This window comes from Shewanella sp. AC91-MNA-CIBAN-0169 (assembly GCF_040310165.1).
Lineage (GTDB): Bacteria > Pseudomonadota > Gammaproteobacteria > Enterobacterales > Shewanellaceae > Shewanella.
In genome coordinates this window covers 1-14,749 of record NZ_JBEOPM010000022.1, presented here as the reverse complement: position 1 = coordinate 14,749, position 14,749 = coordinate 1, and the positions used below count along the sequence as shown (strand labels likewise).

Here is a 14,749-nt window from a genome sequence, read left to right as displayed (position 1 = left end):
GCTCTCCAATTAACCGTTCTGCTACTACCGATGTTGCCCAACAAAATACAGTTGGTTCTGCTGCTTCATCTACTGCTCACACTAAACCAGAGTAAACCCAGTGATTGAATATAATGTTGGTGGTGCATTTATTGTTGGTTTAATGGGCGCTGCGCATTGTTTTGGCATGTGCGGTGGATTAATTGGCGCTTTTTCAGCCAATATACCCACCAATGGCCAGACCCGCTTAGGCACTCAACTCACATTTCTGTGTGGCTACAATTTTGGACGTATTTTTAGTTACACAGTAGCGGGTGCGATTGTCGGTGGCAGTGTCTCAGCCCTTGGTCATTTATTTGATGTTGATAGTTATTTAATTTTTTTGCGAATTGTTGCTGGCACCATGATGATTCTTACCGGGCTTTATATTGCTCAGATATGGTTTGGCATTGTACACATTGAAAAAGTCGGCAAAATATTGTGGCGATATTTACAACCACTGACGCGTAAATTCATACCTATTACTCATCCATTGCAAGCTGTTATGGCTGGTATGGTATGGGGTTGGCTCCCTTGCGGCCTTGTGTACAGTACATTAACTTGGTCAGTTGCATCTGGTAGTGCATTACAAGGTGGCTTAATTATGTTTGCGTTTGGTTTAGGGACTTTACCTGCTCTATTCGCTGCAGGATTAGCCGCTAAAACCTTGGCTCAATGGGTACAAAAACGGGCAGTAAGATTATTCAGTGGCGGGCTTTTAGTGTTATTTGGATTGCAAACGCTTTACATCGCTTTTAATCAACTAAACTAGTTTATAACGGTCAAATATGCATTTATTGTCGTTAAGCTAGAGGCTATTTTTAAGCGGCTTCACAGATATTGATCTAAAGATTTTTATGTTTAAAATCAATGGTTATAAGTTAAGCTGTTAAGTATGTATAATCATTTTTAAATACATTTTACTGACAAACTTTGCTATCTACAGTGTGTTGAAACGAAGTGAGTAACAACTGTGTTTTAAAATGCCATGATTGCAGCGTCCATTCTCTTCATATAGTAAGTGCGACTCTGATGTTGAAGAGTACCTTATTAATGCAGAATGGTATAACATAGTAACGTCTTCATAAATTGAGATTGGGTATGCCTTCAGATTTGATTAAAGCTCGACGTCCATCTACTACCGGTTGCGCCATTCATTGTCACGACTGCAGTATGGAAGCCCTGTGTATCCCTTTTACGTTAAACAATGATGAGCTTGATAAACTCGACAGCATTATTGAACGTAAAAAACCCATTCAAAAAGGTGACCTTATCTTCAAGTCCGGTGACGTGCTTAAGTCATTGTATGCAATTCGCTCCGGTACAATCAAAAGTTATACCATTACTGAGCAAGGTGATGAGCAAATTACTGGATTCCATTTGGCCGGTGACGTCATTGGTTTTGATGGTATTCATGCACAACGTCATCAAAGCTTTGCCCAAGCCTTAGAAACCTCAATGGTCTGTGAAATCCCCTATGAAACTTTAGATGATTTATCTGGATCTATGCCTAAGCTACGCCAGCAAATTATGCGTTTAATGAGCAATGAAATTATGAGTGATCAAGAGATGATCCTATTGCTTTCAAAGAAAAATGCTGAAGAACGTTTAGCTGCATTTATTAATAACCTGGCTAATCGCTTTGGTAATAGAGGTTTCTCGCCTCATGAATTTCGTCTGACAATGACTCGTGGTGATATCGGCAACTATTTAGGCTTAACAGTTGAGACAATTAGCCGTTTATTAGGTCGGTTTCAAAAGTCTGGTTTAATTGAGGTTAAGGGTAAGTATATTTCTATTATCGATCACTCATCGTTAAGTACCCTTGCTGGAAATGCTCGCATCGCCACTTAAATTTGATATATATGATCTATCTCAAAGTTTATTTATTAGCAAACGGTAATACTATCAATAGGTAATGTAAATAAGAACTCAACAGCTTTGGAGGTTATATGAAGGATTATAAAAAGATATTAGTGGTGATTAATCCTACAACGGATCATCAACCCGCATTGGCACGTGCTGTTGAATTAGCGTCAAAAAGTCAGGCAGAGATAACTGCATTTTTATCCATTTTTGACTTCTCATATGAAATGACTTCAATTTTGTCCAGTCAAGAACGTGAAGCGATGCGCCAAGGTGTTATTGATCAACGTGTCGCTTGGTTAGAAAATGCCATAGATGGTTTTAGTAAATTCAATATAAAAATTAATACCGAAGTTGTGTGGCATAACCGCCCTTTCGAAAGTGTGATTAATCATGCGATGAAAGGCAATTATGATTTAATTGTTAAAAGCACCCACGTACACGACAAATTAAAAGCTGTAATTTTTACACCTACAGATTGGCATTTAATGCGTAAATCTCCGGTTCCTGTTTTATTAGTCAAAGAACACGATTGGCCAGTGGCTGGAAAAATTGTTTGTGCGGTTAATGTGGTGAGTGAAGATGAAGATCATCAAACGCTTAATGGCAAAATCATTAATCATGCACTCGATTTAGCCAAAAAATTCTCTGCTAGTGTTCATTTAGTCAATGGTTACCCTGGTACGCCAGTAAATTTAGCCATTGAATTACCCGACTTTGATGCCAATGTGTATAACAACACAGTGCGTATGCAACATGAGCAACGAGTACAATATTTAGCTCAAGCCTATAATATTCCGCTTGAAAATTGCCATGTTGAAGAAGGTTTGCCAGAAGATGTGATTCCAGAAATGGCTGCTAAATTAGATGCCGAATTAGTGGTCCTTGGTACAGTTGGTCGTACTGGTTTTTCAGCGGCATTAATTGGTAATACTGCTGAACATGTCATCGACAGCATTAATTGCGATTTGTTAGCGATTAAACCTGATGGATATAAATCACCTTTAGAAGATTAGTCTCCAATAGAATAGGTTAACTACTTTACCCTGACCTCGAATACTGGAATAATACGCGCCCTGAAACACTTGGTTACTGGGCGCATTTTTTATGTCTGAAGTTGATACAATCGCTAAACAAAATATTACTCGTATGAATAAACTGCAAAAGCGTCTACGACATGAAGTCGGTTCAGCCATTGCAGACTACAATATGATCGAAGATGGTGATCGTGTTATGTGCTGCCTTTCCGGCGGCAAAGACAGCTACACCATGCTGGATATTTTATTAACCCTTCAACAACGTGCCCCTATCAAATTTGAAATTGTGGCCGTTAACCTAGACCAAAAGCAACCAGGTTTTCCTGAGCATGTGCTGCCTGCTTACTTAGATAAGTTAGGCGTGGCTTATCATATTCTCGAAAAAGATACCTACTCTATCGTTAAAGAAAAGATACCTGAAGGCAAAACGACATGTTCACTTTGCTCTCGTTTACGTCGTGGTACTCTTTATGGATTTGCCCAACATATTGGCGCCACAAAAATTGCTTTAGGTCATCATCGCGACGATATTATTGAAACCATGTTTTTGAATATGTTTTATGCTGGCAAACAAAAAGCCATGCCGCCTAAACTATTGTCTGATGACGGTGCCAATATGGTCATTCGTCCATTGGCCTATTGCCGTGAGAAAGATATTGAAGAATATTCGACCCTAAAATCATTTCCTATCATTCCTTGTAACTTATGTGGCTCACAAGAAAATTTAAAACGTGGCGCAGTCAAAGACATGTTACAAATGTGGGATAAGCAACATCCTGGGCGTATTGAAACTATTTTTACTGCAATGCAAAATACCTCACCATCACAAGGTGTTGATCGCGAACATTTTGATTTTAAATCATTAAAGCGTAACCCAGATGCCGTAAATACTGGTGACGTAGCTGATGCCGACTTACCTGCTTTTGATTTTGTCGATATCAGTAATAATGGTCACATCAATTTAGACATTAGTAATCGAATCGATGTGGTGGCGACATTTAAGCCATAATAAATAGACTAGCTGTTAATAGATAAACAAAAGGCGTTGATATCAACGCCTTTCTTTTATTATTTATCCCGAGTTCAGATTACTGGGTTACGAGAGGACTCACAACACTGGGTTTGTGGGTAAATGAAATGTTTTTTATCTGATTGATTTGTTCGAGTGTTAAAGTGTATTTTTCGCCAGCTATTGATTCTACATTATCAACAACAACCTTAACTGTTATGCCATCTGCTTGTATTTCAGCAAACTCAAACGTGAGTCCATTAATCGGTTTTCTAAAATACTTCATTGGAAAACCTTGTAATCCATCAAGTAATTTATTCATGTCATCGGTTAATGCTAATAGTTCTGTTTGAGTAAAATGTTGTTTAGTTTCTTTAGCGCGAACTTGCATGGCAATCCCACACTGTGCTGCATCACCCACCACATTAATATTGACTAAGCCGCGGTCTGATTTCAGCTGTGGATCGTAAGGAATAAATAAACGTTGTTGTTTAGTATATGTTAACGGGAACTGTTCTTTTTCAGTGGTAATACTGCCTGACACTATGATGCAATCAGGTGTGATAGGAACACTAAAGGCTAGCTCAACTAAAGGATAGTTTTGCTTATTCACTTGCTTTAATCGATCATAAAAGCCGTTGTACTCTAAAGAAACCGTTTCAGCAAAACTGCTATTCACTATAAAAATAGTCGATATAAAAATAAATCCGTTAAGTAGCGTACGATTACGCATTAGCTTTGTTCCCTTGTAAATATGGCTTATTGTGTTTAAGCATTTCGAGGAGTTCATCAATGTACTCATCTTTTCGTTCTGAATAATTCATTAACCCATAAACCAATTTCTCGGCTGTTGGTTTAACTTTTTGAGCCCGTAAATCGGCACGAATAGAACGAAATAAACGATACGCGGAATTGGTGTTTAAATTGATCATGTAAGCAATAATGGAATCTTTGGGTGAATCAAATACTGCAACCTCATGAATTTTTCCATCAGCTCGCGCTAATGGCACTAAACCACAGCCTTCAATAAAACACCATTGACCAAAGAAGTTAAACCCGTCGACAGCAAAACGTGAACTGCCCCAACCGCTTTCATTGGCAGCTTGAACTAATACCATATCAACCGGAATAATATCGATACGCTTTAATAATGGCATTAAGGTTATGCGAGTAATTGCTTTAACATCATATTGATATTTTTCAAGAATGGTTGTTAGCCTATCACTATCATTTTCACTCAGTCCTAAGCCATTATCAATTTGCTCAATAACAGCCAGTAAAAATTGACGATCGTGAATAATAATCTGATTTTGTGCTTCAATGGCCGGACGTAAAAAATCAAAAAATATTTGCTTTTTAGTGGCAATATCTTCTATTTCAGCAAATAACGGCACCTTACCTAGATCAATATTATTCAACTGACGTTCACCAGGTGCTACAGATATCTGGCTAGTGTTAGGAAAAATAAAGAGTCGCATCGCCAACAAAGCAACAACGGCTAAGCCTAACGCAAAAGTCACTTGACCCACATTGCCTATCTTCAACAGTACCTGCCTTATCAAAAATTCATTTCAACTTATAAATCCCGCTAATTATAACCTTAATAAACGATAGGATACAGTAAACCACTTTTGTAGAGTCTGTGCTTATCCGTTATTGATCACGATACGTTAAGTCAGCGTCTACAAAAACTAAAATTAATTACACTTTCATGACTATATCCAGTTAAAATCATTATACGTGTTTACGGGGCAGTCATTTATGATTGTGAATCGTCTTATTCAACAACTCAAGGATTTGAGAACACATTATGTTGAATCAAAAGTTCAATAATTATCATCATGTGGTAGCCATCGGTGGCGGACATGGATTAGGCAGAATTCTTGCCTCATTATCTTTTTTAGGTCCGAGATTAACGGGAATTGTTGCAACGACTGATAACGGTGGTTCTACTGGTAGGCTTAGGCAAGATCAACAAACTATTGCTTGGGGGGATTTACGTAATTGTCTTTCCCATCTTGCACATCGTCCATCGTTAGGTTCAATGTTATTTGATCATCGTTTTACGGGTGACAATGAACTTTCGGGGCATAATTTAGGTAACGTAGTATTACACGCACTTGATCAACTTTGTGTAAGACCACTTGAAGCGGTTAACTTAATTCGTGGCTTACTTAAAATTGAGACACAAATTATTCCAATGTCAGAAGCTTCTACTCATCTGGTGGCACTTACTCACTGTGGTAATAAAGTGTTTGGTGAACTTAATGTCGATGGCATGAAGGAAGCGCCGATTGCATTATCATTAGAACCTGAAGTTGAAGCGACATTAGAGGCTTGTAGTGCACTAGCAAATGCTGATTTAATTATTATCGGCCCAGGGAGTTTTTTAACCAGTATACTTCCTCCTTTATTGCTGCCACAAATAGCCAAGAGCATTCGTGAGTCGAACGCACATGTTATGTTAATTGATAATTTAACCGCTGAGTATTCACCTGCAAGCACGTTTAGTATTGAAGATAAAATTGCTTGGTTTAACCAGGTAATAGGCAAAGAAGTGATTGCTGATGTTATTCAGCATGGGAGTGAAATTAAGTTGTCTCATTCCAACATTAACGGTGTTCGTTTTAATCACTTTCCATTAATTAGCCAATATCATCCAGGGTTACATGACAAAACAGCATTAGCAGAAGCGATTAGCCAAGTTTGTGACTTACACCTTAAGCGGATTGATTTGGTTGAATACCGTCATTGCAATATGACATAAAATCTATCGATATTGTCTATAGTCATATCGAAGCTCATGGTGTTTAATATTCGTTATGAATTCTGTTGATGGAGCATACTGCTCGCAGAAGTGATTTGATGGAGTTAAACATTTGGCTAACGTGCAACTTTGTCAGATATGAAAATTGAAATGGTCAACACAAAAATGGCTGCATAATGCAGCCATTTTTGTATCCCAATAGCTAAGACTAAATCACTTGAGCTATGGCTTTACACACCGCTGGGATATTATTTTTCGTTAACCCAGCCACACTAATACGACCCGAGCCGACAATGTAAATAGCGAACTCATCTTTTAAACGAGCAACTTGGCTTTTGTTCAGACCAGAAAAACTAAACATACCGTTTTGACGAGAGATGAAGCTGAAATCTTGTTCGACACCTTCAGCTTTTAGACTTTCGACAAATAAACTGCGCATTTCAGCAATGCGTTCACGCATTAGCGTCAATTCTATTTCCCATTCTTGGCGCAGTGCAGCATCCGCTAAAATGGTACTTACAATCAATCCGCCATGTGCCGGAGGATTAGAATAATTTGCGCGGATAGTTTTTTTAATTTGGCTAAAGCTTTTTACTGCATCATCTTGATTTTCAGCAACGATGGTTACCGCACCGACGCGTTCGTTATATAAACCGAAGTTTTTAGAAAAAGAGTTTGCAATTAATAACTCTGGTACTACAGCAGCAACTGTACGTAGACCTTGTGCATCTTCATCTAGACCAGCACCAAAACCTTGGTAAGCAAAATCAAATAACGGTAACAATGATTTTTCTAAACAAACCTTGGCGACGAGTGTCCATTGTTCAATTGATAAATCGATACCCGTTGGGTTATGACAGCAACCATGAAGTAAAACCACATCACCGGCATCCGCATTGGCTAAATCAACTAACATTGAATCGAAATCCATATCGTGTGTTTCAGCTTTGTAATAACGGTATTCTTTAACGGTTAATCCTGCGGTTTCAAAAATATTCTGGTGATTAGCCCAAGTAGGATTACTAACCCAAATGGTTGTTGATTTGGTATTTCGGACTAGAAACTCTGATGCTACCCGTAATGCCCCAGTTCCACCGGGTGCTTGAGCTGTTACAGCTCGTTTATCCGATATAATTTGGCTCTCAGGCCCAAAGAGTAATTCTTGAACCACTTGATTGTAAGCTTGTACACCTTCAATACCGAGGTAATTCTTGGTCTTTTCGGTTTCAAGTAAAATAGCTTCAGCTTTTTTTACAGAAGATAATATCGGCGTTTGCCCTGCTTCATCTTTATAAATGCCGACACCTAAGTTGACTTTGTGTGAGCGAGTATCTGCTTTGAAAGCATCTGTTAAGCCTAAGATCGGGTCTGCTGGCGCAAGCGTGACTTGAGAAAAGATCATTACAACTATCCTAAGTGAGGTGAAGAGACTAATTTTGTTTAGTTATACCATTGTATGTCGACAGTGAGTAGTGAGATTTTTAATAGTTGAGATAATTTTATGATAAAGTGAACATTCCTCAAATTTATGTACACGATAATAGTTATTTTGTTAGTTATCCTGTCACTTCCTGCCATTAGTATTATCTCCCCACCAGAACAGGGAACACTACTCTGACTGCTAATTGCTTTTTATTTGGTGAGTAACGTTAGATTCATTTTTAATCGCTAAGTGATTTAGCGTTACTTCTGTCAGAAGATAGTAAAATGAAAGTTTCGATATGATATGGGTGACAATCATCTGATGACTATCAGACAATATCTTGTTCTGTAGTTAATATTACATTACAAAAAAACAGTTATAGAATCGCGAGGACTTTATTAAGTCAATCTTGTCGTTTAACGGATATAAAAAAAGGAACCCGAAGGTTCCTCTTTTTAAAGCGACTAAACTAATTACTTAGTTAACGCTTCTTTTGCTTTTTCAACTAAAGTTGCAAAAACAACTTTGTCGAAAACAGCGATGTCAGCCAAAATCTTACGATCGATTTCAATAGACGCCTTTTTCAAGCCGTTAATGAAACGGCTGTAAGACAGACCATTTTGACGAGACGCTGCATTAATACGTGCAATCCATAACTGACGGAATTGACGTTTTTTCTGACGACGGTCACGGTAAGCATATTGACCAGCTTTAGTTACTGCCTGAACAGCAACACGGTAAGTACGGCTACGAGCGCCATAATAACCTTTAGCTAATTTTAAAACTTTCTTGTGACGAGCACGTGCGGTTACACCACGCTTAACTCTTGGCATTTTCTAAACTCCTAAATTAAGCGTATGGTAGTTGACGCGCGATTGCTGGAACGTCAGATTTAGCAACTAAACATTTAGCACGTAAGTGACGCTTACGCTTAGTGCTTTTCTTGGTCAAAATGTGACGTAAGTGTGCTTGCTTGCGCTTGAAACCATTAGCGGTTTTCTTAAAACGCTTCGCTACACCCTTGTCTGTTTTCATTTTAGGCATTTCTAAAACTCCGCATTGGGACGTTAATAAACGTAAGGCGAGCAAAAGCCTCAAGAGACTTTTGCTACTTTAGGGTTGCCCTACTATTTCTTTTTAGGTGCTAGCACCATAATTGCTTGTCGACCTTCCATTTTCGGGAAAGATTCAACAACCGCATACTCTTCCAAATCAGCCTTGATACGGTTCAAAAGATCCATACCTAGGTTTTGGTGTGCCATTTCGCGACCACGGAAACGCAGCGTAATTTTCGCTTTGTCACCATCTTCTAGAAAACGAATCAGGTTGCGTAGTTTTACCTGATAGTCGTTTTCATCAGTGCCAGGACGGAATTTAATTTCCTTAACCTGGACCTGTTTCTGCTTCTTCTTTTGTTCTTTTTGAGCTTTCGCTTTATCAAAAAGGAACTTACCGTAGTCCATTATGCGACAGACAGGTGGCTCAGCATTGGGACTGATCTCTACAAGATCAACTCCGGCTTCATCTGCAACGTTCTGAGCTTCTTTTATACTTAATATACCAATTGGCTCACCATCTAAACCTGATAAACGGACTTCAGGTACACCAGTGATTTCATCATTGATTCTATTAGGGGCTGGCTGTCGCCCTGCTGTTCTTTTGATCTTTATGACCTATTCCTCCAACAATTTGAGACTACGGAGCGAAATCTGTTGACGTATCATCGCGGCGAAATCTTCTAGTTTTAACTTGCCTAAATCGATACCGTCACGCGTACGCACCGCTACTTCCTTATTTTCCATTTCTTGATCACCAACGACCAATAAATAAGGCACACGTCTTAGGGTGTGTTCGCGTATTTTAAAGCCTATTTTCTCATTCCTCAAGTCAAAAGATGCTCGAATACCCTGTTCTTTGAAGAATTTAACGATTTCTTCAACATAATCAGCTTGTTTATCGGTAATGTTCATTACAACAACTTGCATTGGAGCAAGCCATGTTGGGAATTTACCGGCGTATTCTTCTATCAATATACCTATGAAACGTTCTAAAGAACCTAAAATAGCACGATGGATCATTACTGGCGTCTGGCGACTGTTGTCTTCTGCGACATAAGTGGCACCCAAACGAGTCGGTAATGCATAATCGAGTTGTACTGTACCACATTGCCATGCACGATCTAAACAGTCATGCAAAGTAAATTCGATTTTTGGACCATAAAAAGCGCCTTCACCCGGTAATATTTCATATTTAATATTATTATTGGCAAGAGCTTGCTTTAAAGCGTCTTCAGCTCGGTCCCACATATCGTCATCACCAATACGCTTTTCAGGGCGAGTTGACAGTTTAACCACGATATTATCGAAACCAAATGTAGCGTATGTGTCGTATACCATTTGGATACATGCACTGACTTCATCCTGCACTTGATCATCAGTACAAAAAACATGAGCGTCGTCTTGAGTAAAGCCACGTACACGCATAAGACCATGAAGTGAACCTGATGGTTCGTTACGATGACAACAACCAAACTCTGCCATACGTAATGGTAAGTCGCGATAAGATTTTAACCCTTGGTTGAAAATCTGTACATGACCTGGACAGTTCATTGGCTTAATCGCGTATTCACGGTTTTCGCTGTTAGTGGTGAACATGGCTTCTGCGTATTTATCCCAGTGGCCAGAACGTTCCCATAAAACTCGGTCCATCATTAGAGGGCCTTTCACTTCTTGATAAGTGTATTGACCTAACTTTTGACGAATGAATTTCTCAAGTTCTAAAAATATGCTCCAACCATCGTTATGCCAAAACACCATTCCTGGCGCTTCTTCTTGCATATGGTACAAATCTAGTTGCTTACCAATTTTACGGTGATCACGCTTAGCAGCTTCTTCTAAACGCACTAAATGCGTTTTAAGGGCTTTTTTGTCAGCCCATGCTGTGCCGTATATACGTTGCAGCATTTTGTTATCAGAGTTACCACGCCAATACGCACCAGCAACGCTCATTAACTTAAAGTTTTGACAAAAACGCATGTTTGGCACATGTGGACCACGACACATGTCGATGTATTCTTCGTGATGATAAAGCGCTGGTGTTGCGTCTTTACTGATGTTTTCATCTAAAATAGCTATTTTGTATTCTTCACCGCGTTCGCTAAAAGCATCACGAGCGTCTTTCCAAGATACAACTTTTTTAACCACATCGTAGTTAGTTTTAGCTAACGAAAGCATACGCTTTTCTAAGGCTTCTATATCTTCATGCGTCAGCTTATGATCTAAGTCGATGTCGTAATAAAATCCGTTGTCGATAACCGGGCCGATTGCCATTTTGGTTTCAGGCCACATTTGTTTGATCGCGTGACCTAATAAATGCGCACAAGAATGGCGAAGGATTTCAACACCCTCTTCGTCTTTGGCCGTGATGATAGCTAACTCTGAGTCTACAGTGATTAAGTCAGTTGCATCTTTTAATTCACCGTTTACGCGGCCAGCAATACACGCTTTTGCTAAACCAGGGCCGATGTCTAATGCAACATCAAGAGTCGATACAGGATTGGCAAACTCACGTTTGCTGCCATCAGGCAATGTAATAATAGGCATTAAAAATTCCTTTTCCAGTGGTGACCCACACGTAGGGCCACATGGTAATTAAGTATGTTCTTTTTGAACGAGAGCACGCTAATGAAATCAAGACAGTACAGGAGTCTTAGTTACCCAAAAACGCAAGTCTCTATTCTATGTGATAAGCGGATTATTGCGCAACCATGGTGCGATGAATAACTGCAATATATGAGGTATTCAACAACATTCATTGGTTAAGATCACTGTATTGGTCAGCAGTGAATATGACTTTAGCCCACCTTTATTGTGTCTTGCCTTAGAGGGTGTTTGTTGTTTTAAAGATGACTATTTAGTGACGATTAACTATATTGATTACATTAAACCCTGATTCATAACTAAAAAATGTAAAAATAGACTTTAATCTTAGTTGTGAGTGAATAATATTGATTTGTATTTAAATCATGCTTAGGGATGACCCAAAATATAAAATGCTCACTATACTTACTGAAATGAGTCAGTGAGGAGTACTAGCAATGAGATTACTTTCGCGTGCCATTTGTTGCCCGCATTGCGGGCATCATCAATATGTCACTTTAGATGCAAGTTCTGGAGATCAAGAATATTACGACGACTGCCGTATTTGTTGTAATCCAATACACATTCGAATGCACCTAGATGATAACCGCCGAACAATTGAACTTCATATCGATTCTGACGATGAACAAATTTATTAATGCCTAGCTTGCCTGCTTAATCTTCAAAGCAGGCAAGTTAATATAGATAATTATTTTAGGTGATTATGTTGGGTGATTAGGCGAGTTGCTTTTTAGCAAGAATTCGCTCCACAGTATCAACAATAACCTGTGTTTGACTGTCTATTTCGATATTAATCTTGTCGCCAACGTTATAATGATTCAAATTAGTTAACTTTAAGGTTTCTGGAATTAAATGCAGTACAAAACCACTGTCACTGACTTTACCTACCGTTAAGCTACAACCGTTTATTCCCACAAATCCTTTATAAAAGATGTAGTTCATCCATTGTGAGTCAACCTGTAATTCAATATTGTAATGCTCGTCGGTGTTACTGACAGCCTTAACCGTGGCCAGAGTATGTACATGGCCAGATAAAATATGGCCACCGATCTCAGTTCCAAACGTTAACGAGCGCTCAATATTAACCATGTCACCGACACTGGTATTACCTAGGTTAGTTACGGCTAATGTTTCTTCCATTACATCAAAAAAAACCTTATCATTTAGTATCTTGGTTACGGTAAGGCAAACCCCATTATTAGCTACGCTAGCACCTGTCACTAATCCTTGTGTTAACGGTGGTGTCATTGCAACTTCAAAGGTTTTAAGACCTGCAGCATTGTTAATCGATACCACTTCACACGTGGCTTGGACTATACCAGTAAACATAATTCTCTCGTTCCGTTATAGGTTTTTTAATGAATAATACAGGTTTTCAAATTTCACGCTTGATAAAATTAGCGCTTCCTGTGCTGATAGCTCAAGTGACTCAAACCATGATGGGTTTTATTGACACAGTGATGGCAGGTAGAGTGAGTGCAGTAGATATGGCTGCCGTAGCTGTTGGCACCAGTCTATGGTTACCTGCAATCTTATTTGTTCAAGGCTTGTTAATGTCCTTTACCCCTGTATTTTCACAGCATCATGGGGCTAATAATCAACAAATCATTCCATCACTCATTTTTCAGGCGGGTTATATTGCCATAATAGGTGGTATTGGGGTGATGTTATTTCTCGCATCTTCAACATATTTGCTCGACTTTATGCATTTAGAGCCAAAACTGCATTTATTAACAGTAGGTTACATAGATGCCATTTTGTGGGGCGCCCCAGCCTTCGTGTTGTATCAAGTATTACGCGGTTGCAGTGAGGGGATTTCTTATACCATGCCGACAATGGTGATAGGCTTCATTGGGTTAGCGGTCAATATACCCGCTAATTACGTGTTTATTTATGGTGGTTTTGGTATTCCTGCTATGGGTGGTGCTGGTTGTGGTGTTGCAACTGCATTAGTCTTTTGGGCAATGTTAGCTGCGATGATTATTTACATGTTAGTTGATAAAACATTTAAACAGCTCGCGCCATTTAAGCATTTTTACCGTCCTCATTTAGCCAGTATGTGGTCTATGACTAAATTGGGTATGCCAATTGCGATGGCATTATTTTTTGAGGTCAGCCTGTTTGCTATTATCGCGTTATTTTTAGCTCCATTAGGCGCTAATGTTGTTGCAAGCCATCAGATTGCCCTTAACTTCTCGTCAATTGTCTTTATGCTGCCACTATCTATAGGTATTGCTGTCTCGATACGAATTGGTTATTACCTTGGCCGTGGGCAACCAGAAATATCGGCTTTAGTCGCAAAAGTGGGTTTATGGTTATCATTCACCCTAGCCATTTTTACCGCCCTATTAACCGTCACCTTTAAGCATCAAATCGCCTTGTTGTATAACGATAACCCTGAAGTGGTCGCTTTGGCTGGTAGTTTAATGATGTTAGCTGCGTTTTATCAGATATCAGATTCAATTCAAGTAGTCGCTGCTGGAGCATTACGTGGTTATAAAGATACTCGTAGTGCTTTCTATATCACCTTGTTTTCATATTGGGTTATTGGTATTACTACAGGTTACATTTTAGGTTATACCGATTTTATTTTTGAACCTATGGGCGCACACGGATTTTGGATTGGATTAATTGCAGGTTTAACTTCGGCAGCAATTTTGTTTGCTATTAGATTGAAATACATTCAAAAGAAAGGATTTGAGTTTAAACAGATTGGCGAATCTAATTGATTTTTTGAAGCTTAAGCGACTCACATTGCTTAAGCTTGAATCAAGTTGCACAGCAAATCACCATTTAGACATATAAATGTTTTTTTTGCTTGCATGCAACAGCCTATCCCCCTTAAGATAGCGTCCGCTTTGAAGCAAAAGATTTTAAAGTGCAACGTTAAACTATACACCCGTAGCTCAGCTGGTTAGAGCACTACCTTGACATGGTAGGGGTCGGTGGTTCGAGTCCACTCGGGTGTAC

General features: G+C 39.0%; 15 protein-coding genes and 1 tRNA gene. 8 read left to right on the top strand and 8 right to left on the bottom strand.

Going from position 1 to position 14,749, the window contains the following annotated elements:
• The first annotated feature begins 100 nt into the window (after positions 1-100).
• The 4 genes from AAEY98_RS16985 (at position 101) to ttcA (ending at position 3,930) form a co-directional block, all read left to right on the top strand.
• On the top strand, positions 101-790 hold the full coding sequence (locus AAEY98_RS16985) for a sulfite exporter TauE/SafE family protein (protein WP_162023117.1): 690 nt from the start codon (positions 101-103) through the stop codon (positions 788-790).
• Positions 791-1,119: 329 nt separating this feature from the next.
• Complete coding sequence (etrA, locus tag AAEY98_RS16980; RefSeq protein ID WP_101088277.1) at positions 1,120-1,872, top strand: electron transport transcriptional regulator EtrA; 753 nt, start codon at positions 1,120-1,122, stop codon at positions 1,870-1,872.
• Between the two features lie 98 nt (positions 1,873-1,970).
• Positions 1,971-2,900 (top strand): universal stress protein UspE, encoded by a 930-nt coding sequence (uspE, locus tag AAEY98_RS16975; RefSeq protein WP_162023119.1) that lies wholly within the window; start codon positions 1,971-1,973, stop codon positions 2,898-2,900.
• A 91-nt stretch (positions 2,901-2,991) separates the two neighbouring features.
• The gene (ttcA, locus tag AAEY98_RS16970; RefSeq protein WP_101088275.1) at positions 2,992-3,930 is read left to right on the top strand and encodes a tRNA 2-thiocytidine(32) synthetase TtcA; all 939 of its coding nucleotides are present in this window, start codon (positions 2,992-2,994) and stop codon (positions 3,928-3,930) included.
• Positions 3,931-4,009: 79 nt separating this feature from the next.
• On the opposite strand, the gene AAEY98_RS16965 is transcribed toward ttcA, so the two are convergent.
• Together AAEY98_RS16965 and AAEY98_RS16960 are read right to left on the bottom strand one after the other, a co-directional pair.
• The gene (locus AAEY98_RS16965) at positions 4,010-4,663 is read right to left on the bottom strand and encodes a DUF2987 domain-containing protein (RefSeq protein ID WP_192114924.1); all 654 of its coding nucleotides are present in this window, start codon (positions 4,661-4,663) and stop codon (positions 4,010-4,012) included.
• Positions 4,656-5,474, bottom strand: coding sequence for a glucosaminidase domain-containing protein (locus AAEY98_RS16960; RefSeq protein WP_101088273.1), 819 nt, complete (start codon positions 5,472-5,474; stop codon positions 4,656-4,658). Before AAEY98_RS16960 ends, AAEY98_RS16965 begins: the two co-directional genes overlap by 8 nt.
• Positions 5,475-5,740: 266 nt before the next feature.
• Here AAEY98_RS16960 and yvcK point away from each other — a divergent pair, with 266 nt between their 5' ends.
• Positions 5,741-6,697 carry a uridine diphosphate-N-acetylglucosamine-binding protein YvcK gene (gene yvcK, locus AAEY98_RS16955; RefSeq protein WP_351018332.1) on the top strand — a complete coding sequence of 319 codons (957 nt, stop codon included), beginning with the start codon at positions 5,741-5,743 and terminating at the stop codon, positions 6,695-6,697.
• A gap of 208 nt (positions 6,698-6,905) precedes the next feature.
• Here the strand turns inward: yvcK and AAEY98_RS16950 are convergent, their stop codons facing one another.
• The 5 genes from AAEY98_RS16950 to thrS form a co-directional block, all read right to left on the bottom strand.
• Positions 6,906-8,099 (bottom strand): amino acid aminotransferase, encoded by a 1,194-nt coding sequence (locus tag AAEY98_RS16950; protein ID WP_182744483.1) that lies wholly within the window; start codon positions 8,097-8,099, stop codon positions 6,906-6,908.
• A gap of 494 nt (positions 8,100-8,593) precedes the next feature.
• Positions 8,594-8,953: a 50S ribosomal protein L20 gene (gene rplT / locus AAEY98_RS16945; RefSeq protein WP_011637486.1), complete on the bottom strand. Its 360-nt coding sequence runs from the start codon at positions 8,951-8,953 to the stop codon at positions 8,594-8,596.
• Positions 8,954-8,969: 16 nt separating this feature from the next.
• On the bottom strand, positions 8,970-9,164 hold the full coding sequence (gene rpmI, locus AAEY98_RS16940; RefSeq protein ID WP_011496149.1) for a 50S ribosomal protein L35: 195 nt from the start codon (positions 9,162-9,164) through the stop codon (positions 8,970-8,972).
• A gap of 83 nt (positions 9,165-9,247) precedes the next feature.
• Positions 9,248-9,790, bottom strand: coding sequence for a translation initiation factor IF-3 (gene infC, locus AAEY98_RS16935; RefSeq protein WP_081430133.1), 543 nt, complete (start codon positions 9,788-9,790; stop codon positions 9,248-9,250).
• Between the two features lie 3 nt (positions 9,791-9,793).
• A complete protein-coding gene (gene thrS / locus AAEY98_RS16930) occupies positions 9,794-11,722 on the bottom strand; it encodes a threonine--tRNA ligase (RefSeq protein WP_351018329.1) in 1,929 nt (642 codons plus the stop codon).
• 494 nt (positions 11,723-12,216) lie between these two features.
• On the opposite strand from thrS, the gene AAEY98_RS16925 reads away from it, so the two are divergent.
• A complete protein-coding gene (locus AAEY98_RS16925) occupies positions 12,217-12,417 on the top strand; it encodes a CPXCG motif-containing cysteine-rich protein (protein ID WP_101088269.1) in 201 nt (66 codons plus the stop codon).
• Positions 12,418-12,493: 76 nt separating this feature from the next.
• Here the strand turns inward: AAEY98_RS16925 and AAEY98_RS16920 are convergent, their stop codons facing one another.
• Positions 12,494-13,108: a riboflavin synthase subunit alpha gene (locus tag AAEY98_RS16920; RefSeq protein WP_101088268.1), complete on the bottom strand. Its 615-nt coding sequence runs from the start codon at positions 13,106-13,108 to the stop codon at positions 12,494-12,496.
• Positions 13,109-13,137: 29 nt separating this feature from the next.
• On the opposite strand from AAEY98_RS16920, the gene AAEY98_RS16915 reads away from it, so the two are divergent.
• A complete protein-coding gene (locus AAEY98_RS16915) occupies positions 13,138-14,508 on the top strand; it encodes an MATE family efflux transporter (RefSeq protein ID WP_351018326.1) in 1,371 nt (456 codons plus the stop codon).
• Positions 14,509-14,674: 166 nt separating this feature from the next.
• A tRNA-Val gene (locus AAEY98_RS16910) sits at positions 14,675-14,748 on the top strand.
• Position 14,749: the final 1 nt, after the last annotated feature.

What these genes read in the sequence shown, in the direction of transcription:
- AAEY98_RS16915 (WP_351018326.1), top strand. Translation starts at nt 13,138, where the DNA reads ATGAATAATACAGGTTTTCAAATTTCACGCTTGATAAAATTAGCGCTT.
- rplT (WP_011637486.1), bottom strand. Translation starts at nt 8,953, where the DNA reads ATGCCAAGAGTTAAGCGTGGTGTAACCGCACGTGCTCGTCACAAGAAA.
- AAEY98_RS16950 (WP_182744483.1), bottom strand. Translation starts at nt 8,099, where the DNA reads ATGATCTTTTCTCAAGTCACGCTTGCGCCAGCAGACCCGATCTTAGGC.
- ttcA (WP_101088275.1), top strand. Translation starts at nt 2,992, where the DNA reads ATGTCTGAAGTTGATACAATCGCTAAACAAAATATTACTCGTATGAAT.
- etrA (WP_101088277.1), top strand. Translation starts at nt 1,120, where the DNA reads ATGCCTTCAGATTTGATTAAAGCTCGACGTCCATCTACTACCGGTTGC.
- AAEY98_RS16925 (WP_101088269.1), top strand. Translation starts at nt 12,217, where the DNA reads ATGAGATTACTTTCGCGTGCCATTTGTTGCCCGCATTGCGGGCATCAT.
- uspE (WP_162023119.1), top strand. Translation starts at nt 1,971, where the DNA reads ATGAAGGATTATAAAAAGATATTAGTGGTGATTAATCCTACAACGGAT.
- AAEY98_RS16920 (WP_101088268.1), bottom strand. Translation starts at nt 13,108, where the DNA reads ATGTTTACTGGTATAGTCCAAGCCACGTGTGAAGTGGTATCGATTAAC.
- thrS (WP_351018329.1), bottom strand. Translation starts at nt 11,722, where the DNA reads ATGCCTATTATTACATTGCCTGATGGCAGCAAACGTGAGTTTGCCAAT.
- rpmI (WP_011496149.1), bottom strand. Translation starts at nt 9,164, where the DNA reads ATGCCTAAAATGAAAACAGACAAGGGTGTAGCGAAGCGTTTTAAGAAA.
- AAEY98_RS16965 (WP_192114924.1), bottom strand. Translation starts at nt 4,663, where the DNA reads ATGCGTAATCGTACGCTACTTAACGGATTTATTTTTATATCGACTATT.
- yvcK (WP_351018332.1), top strand. Translation starts at nt 5,741, where the DNA reads ATGTTGAATCAAAAGTTCAATAATTATCATCATGTGGTAGCCATCGGT.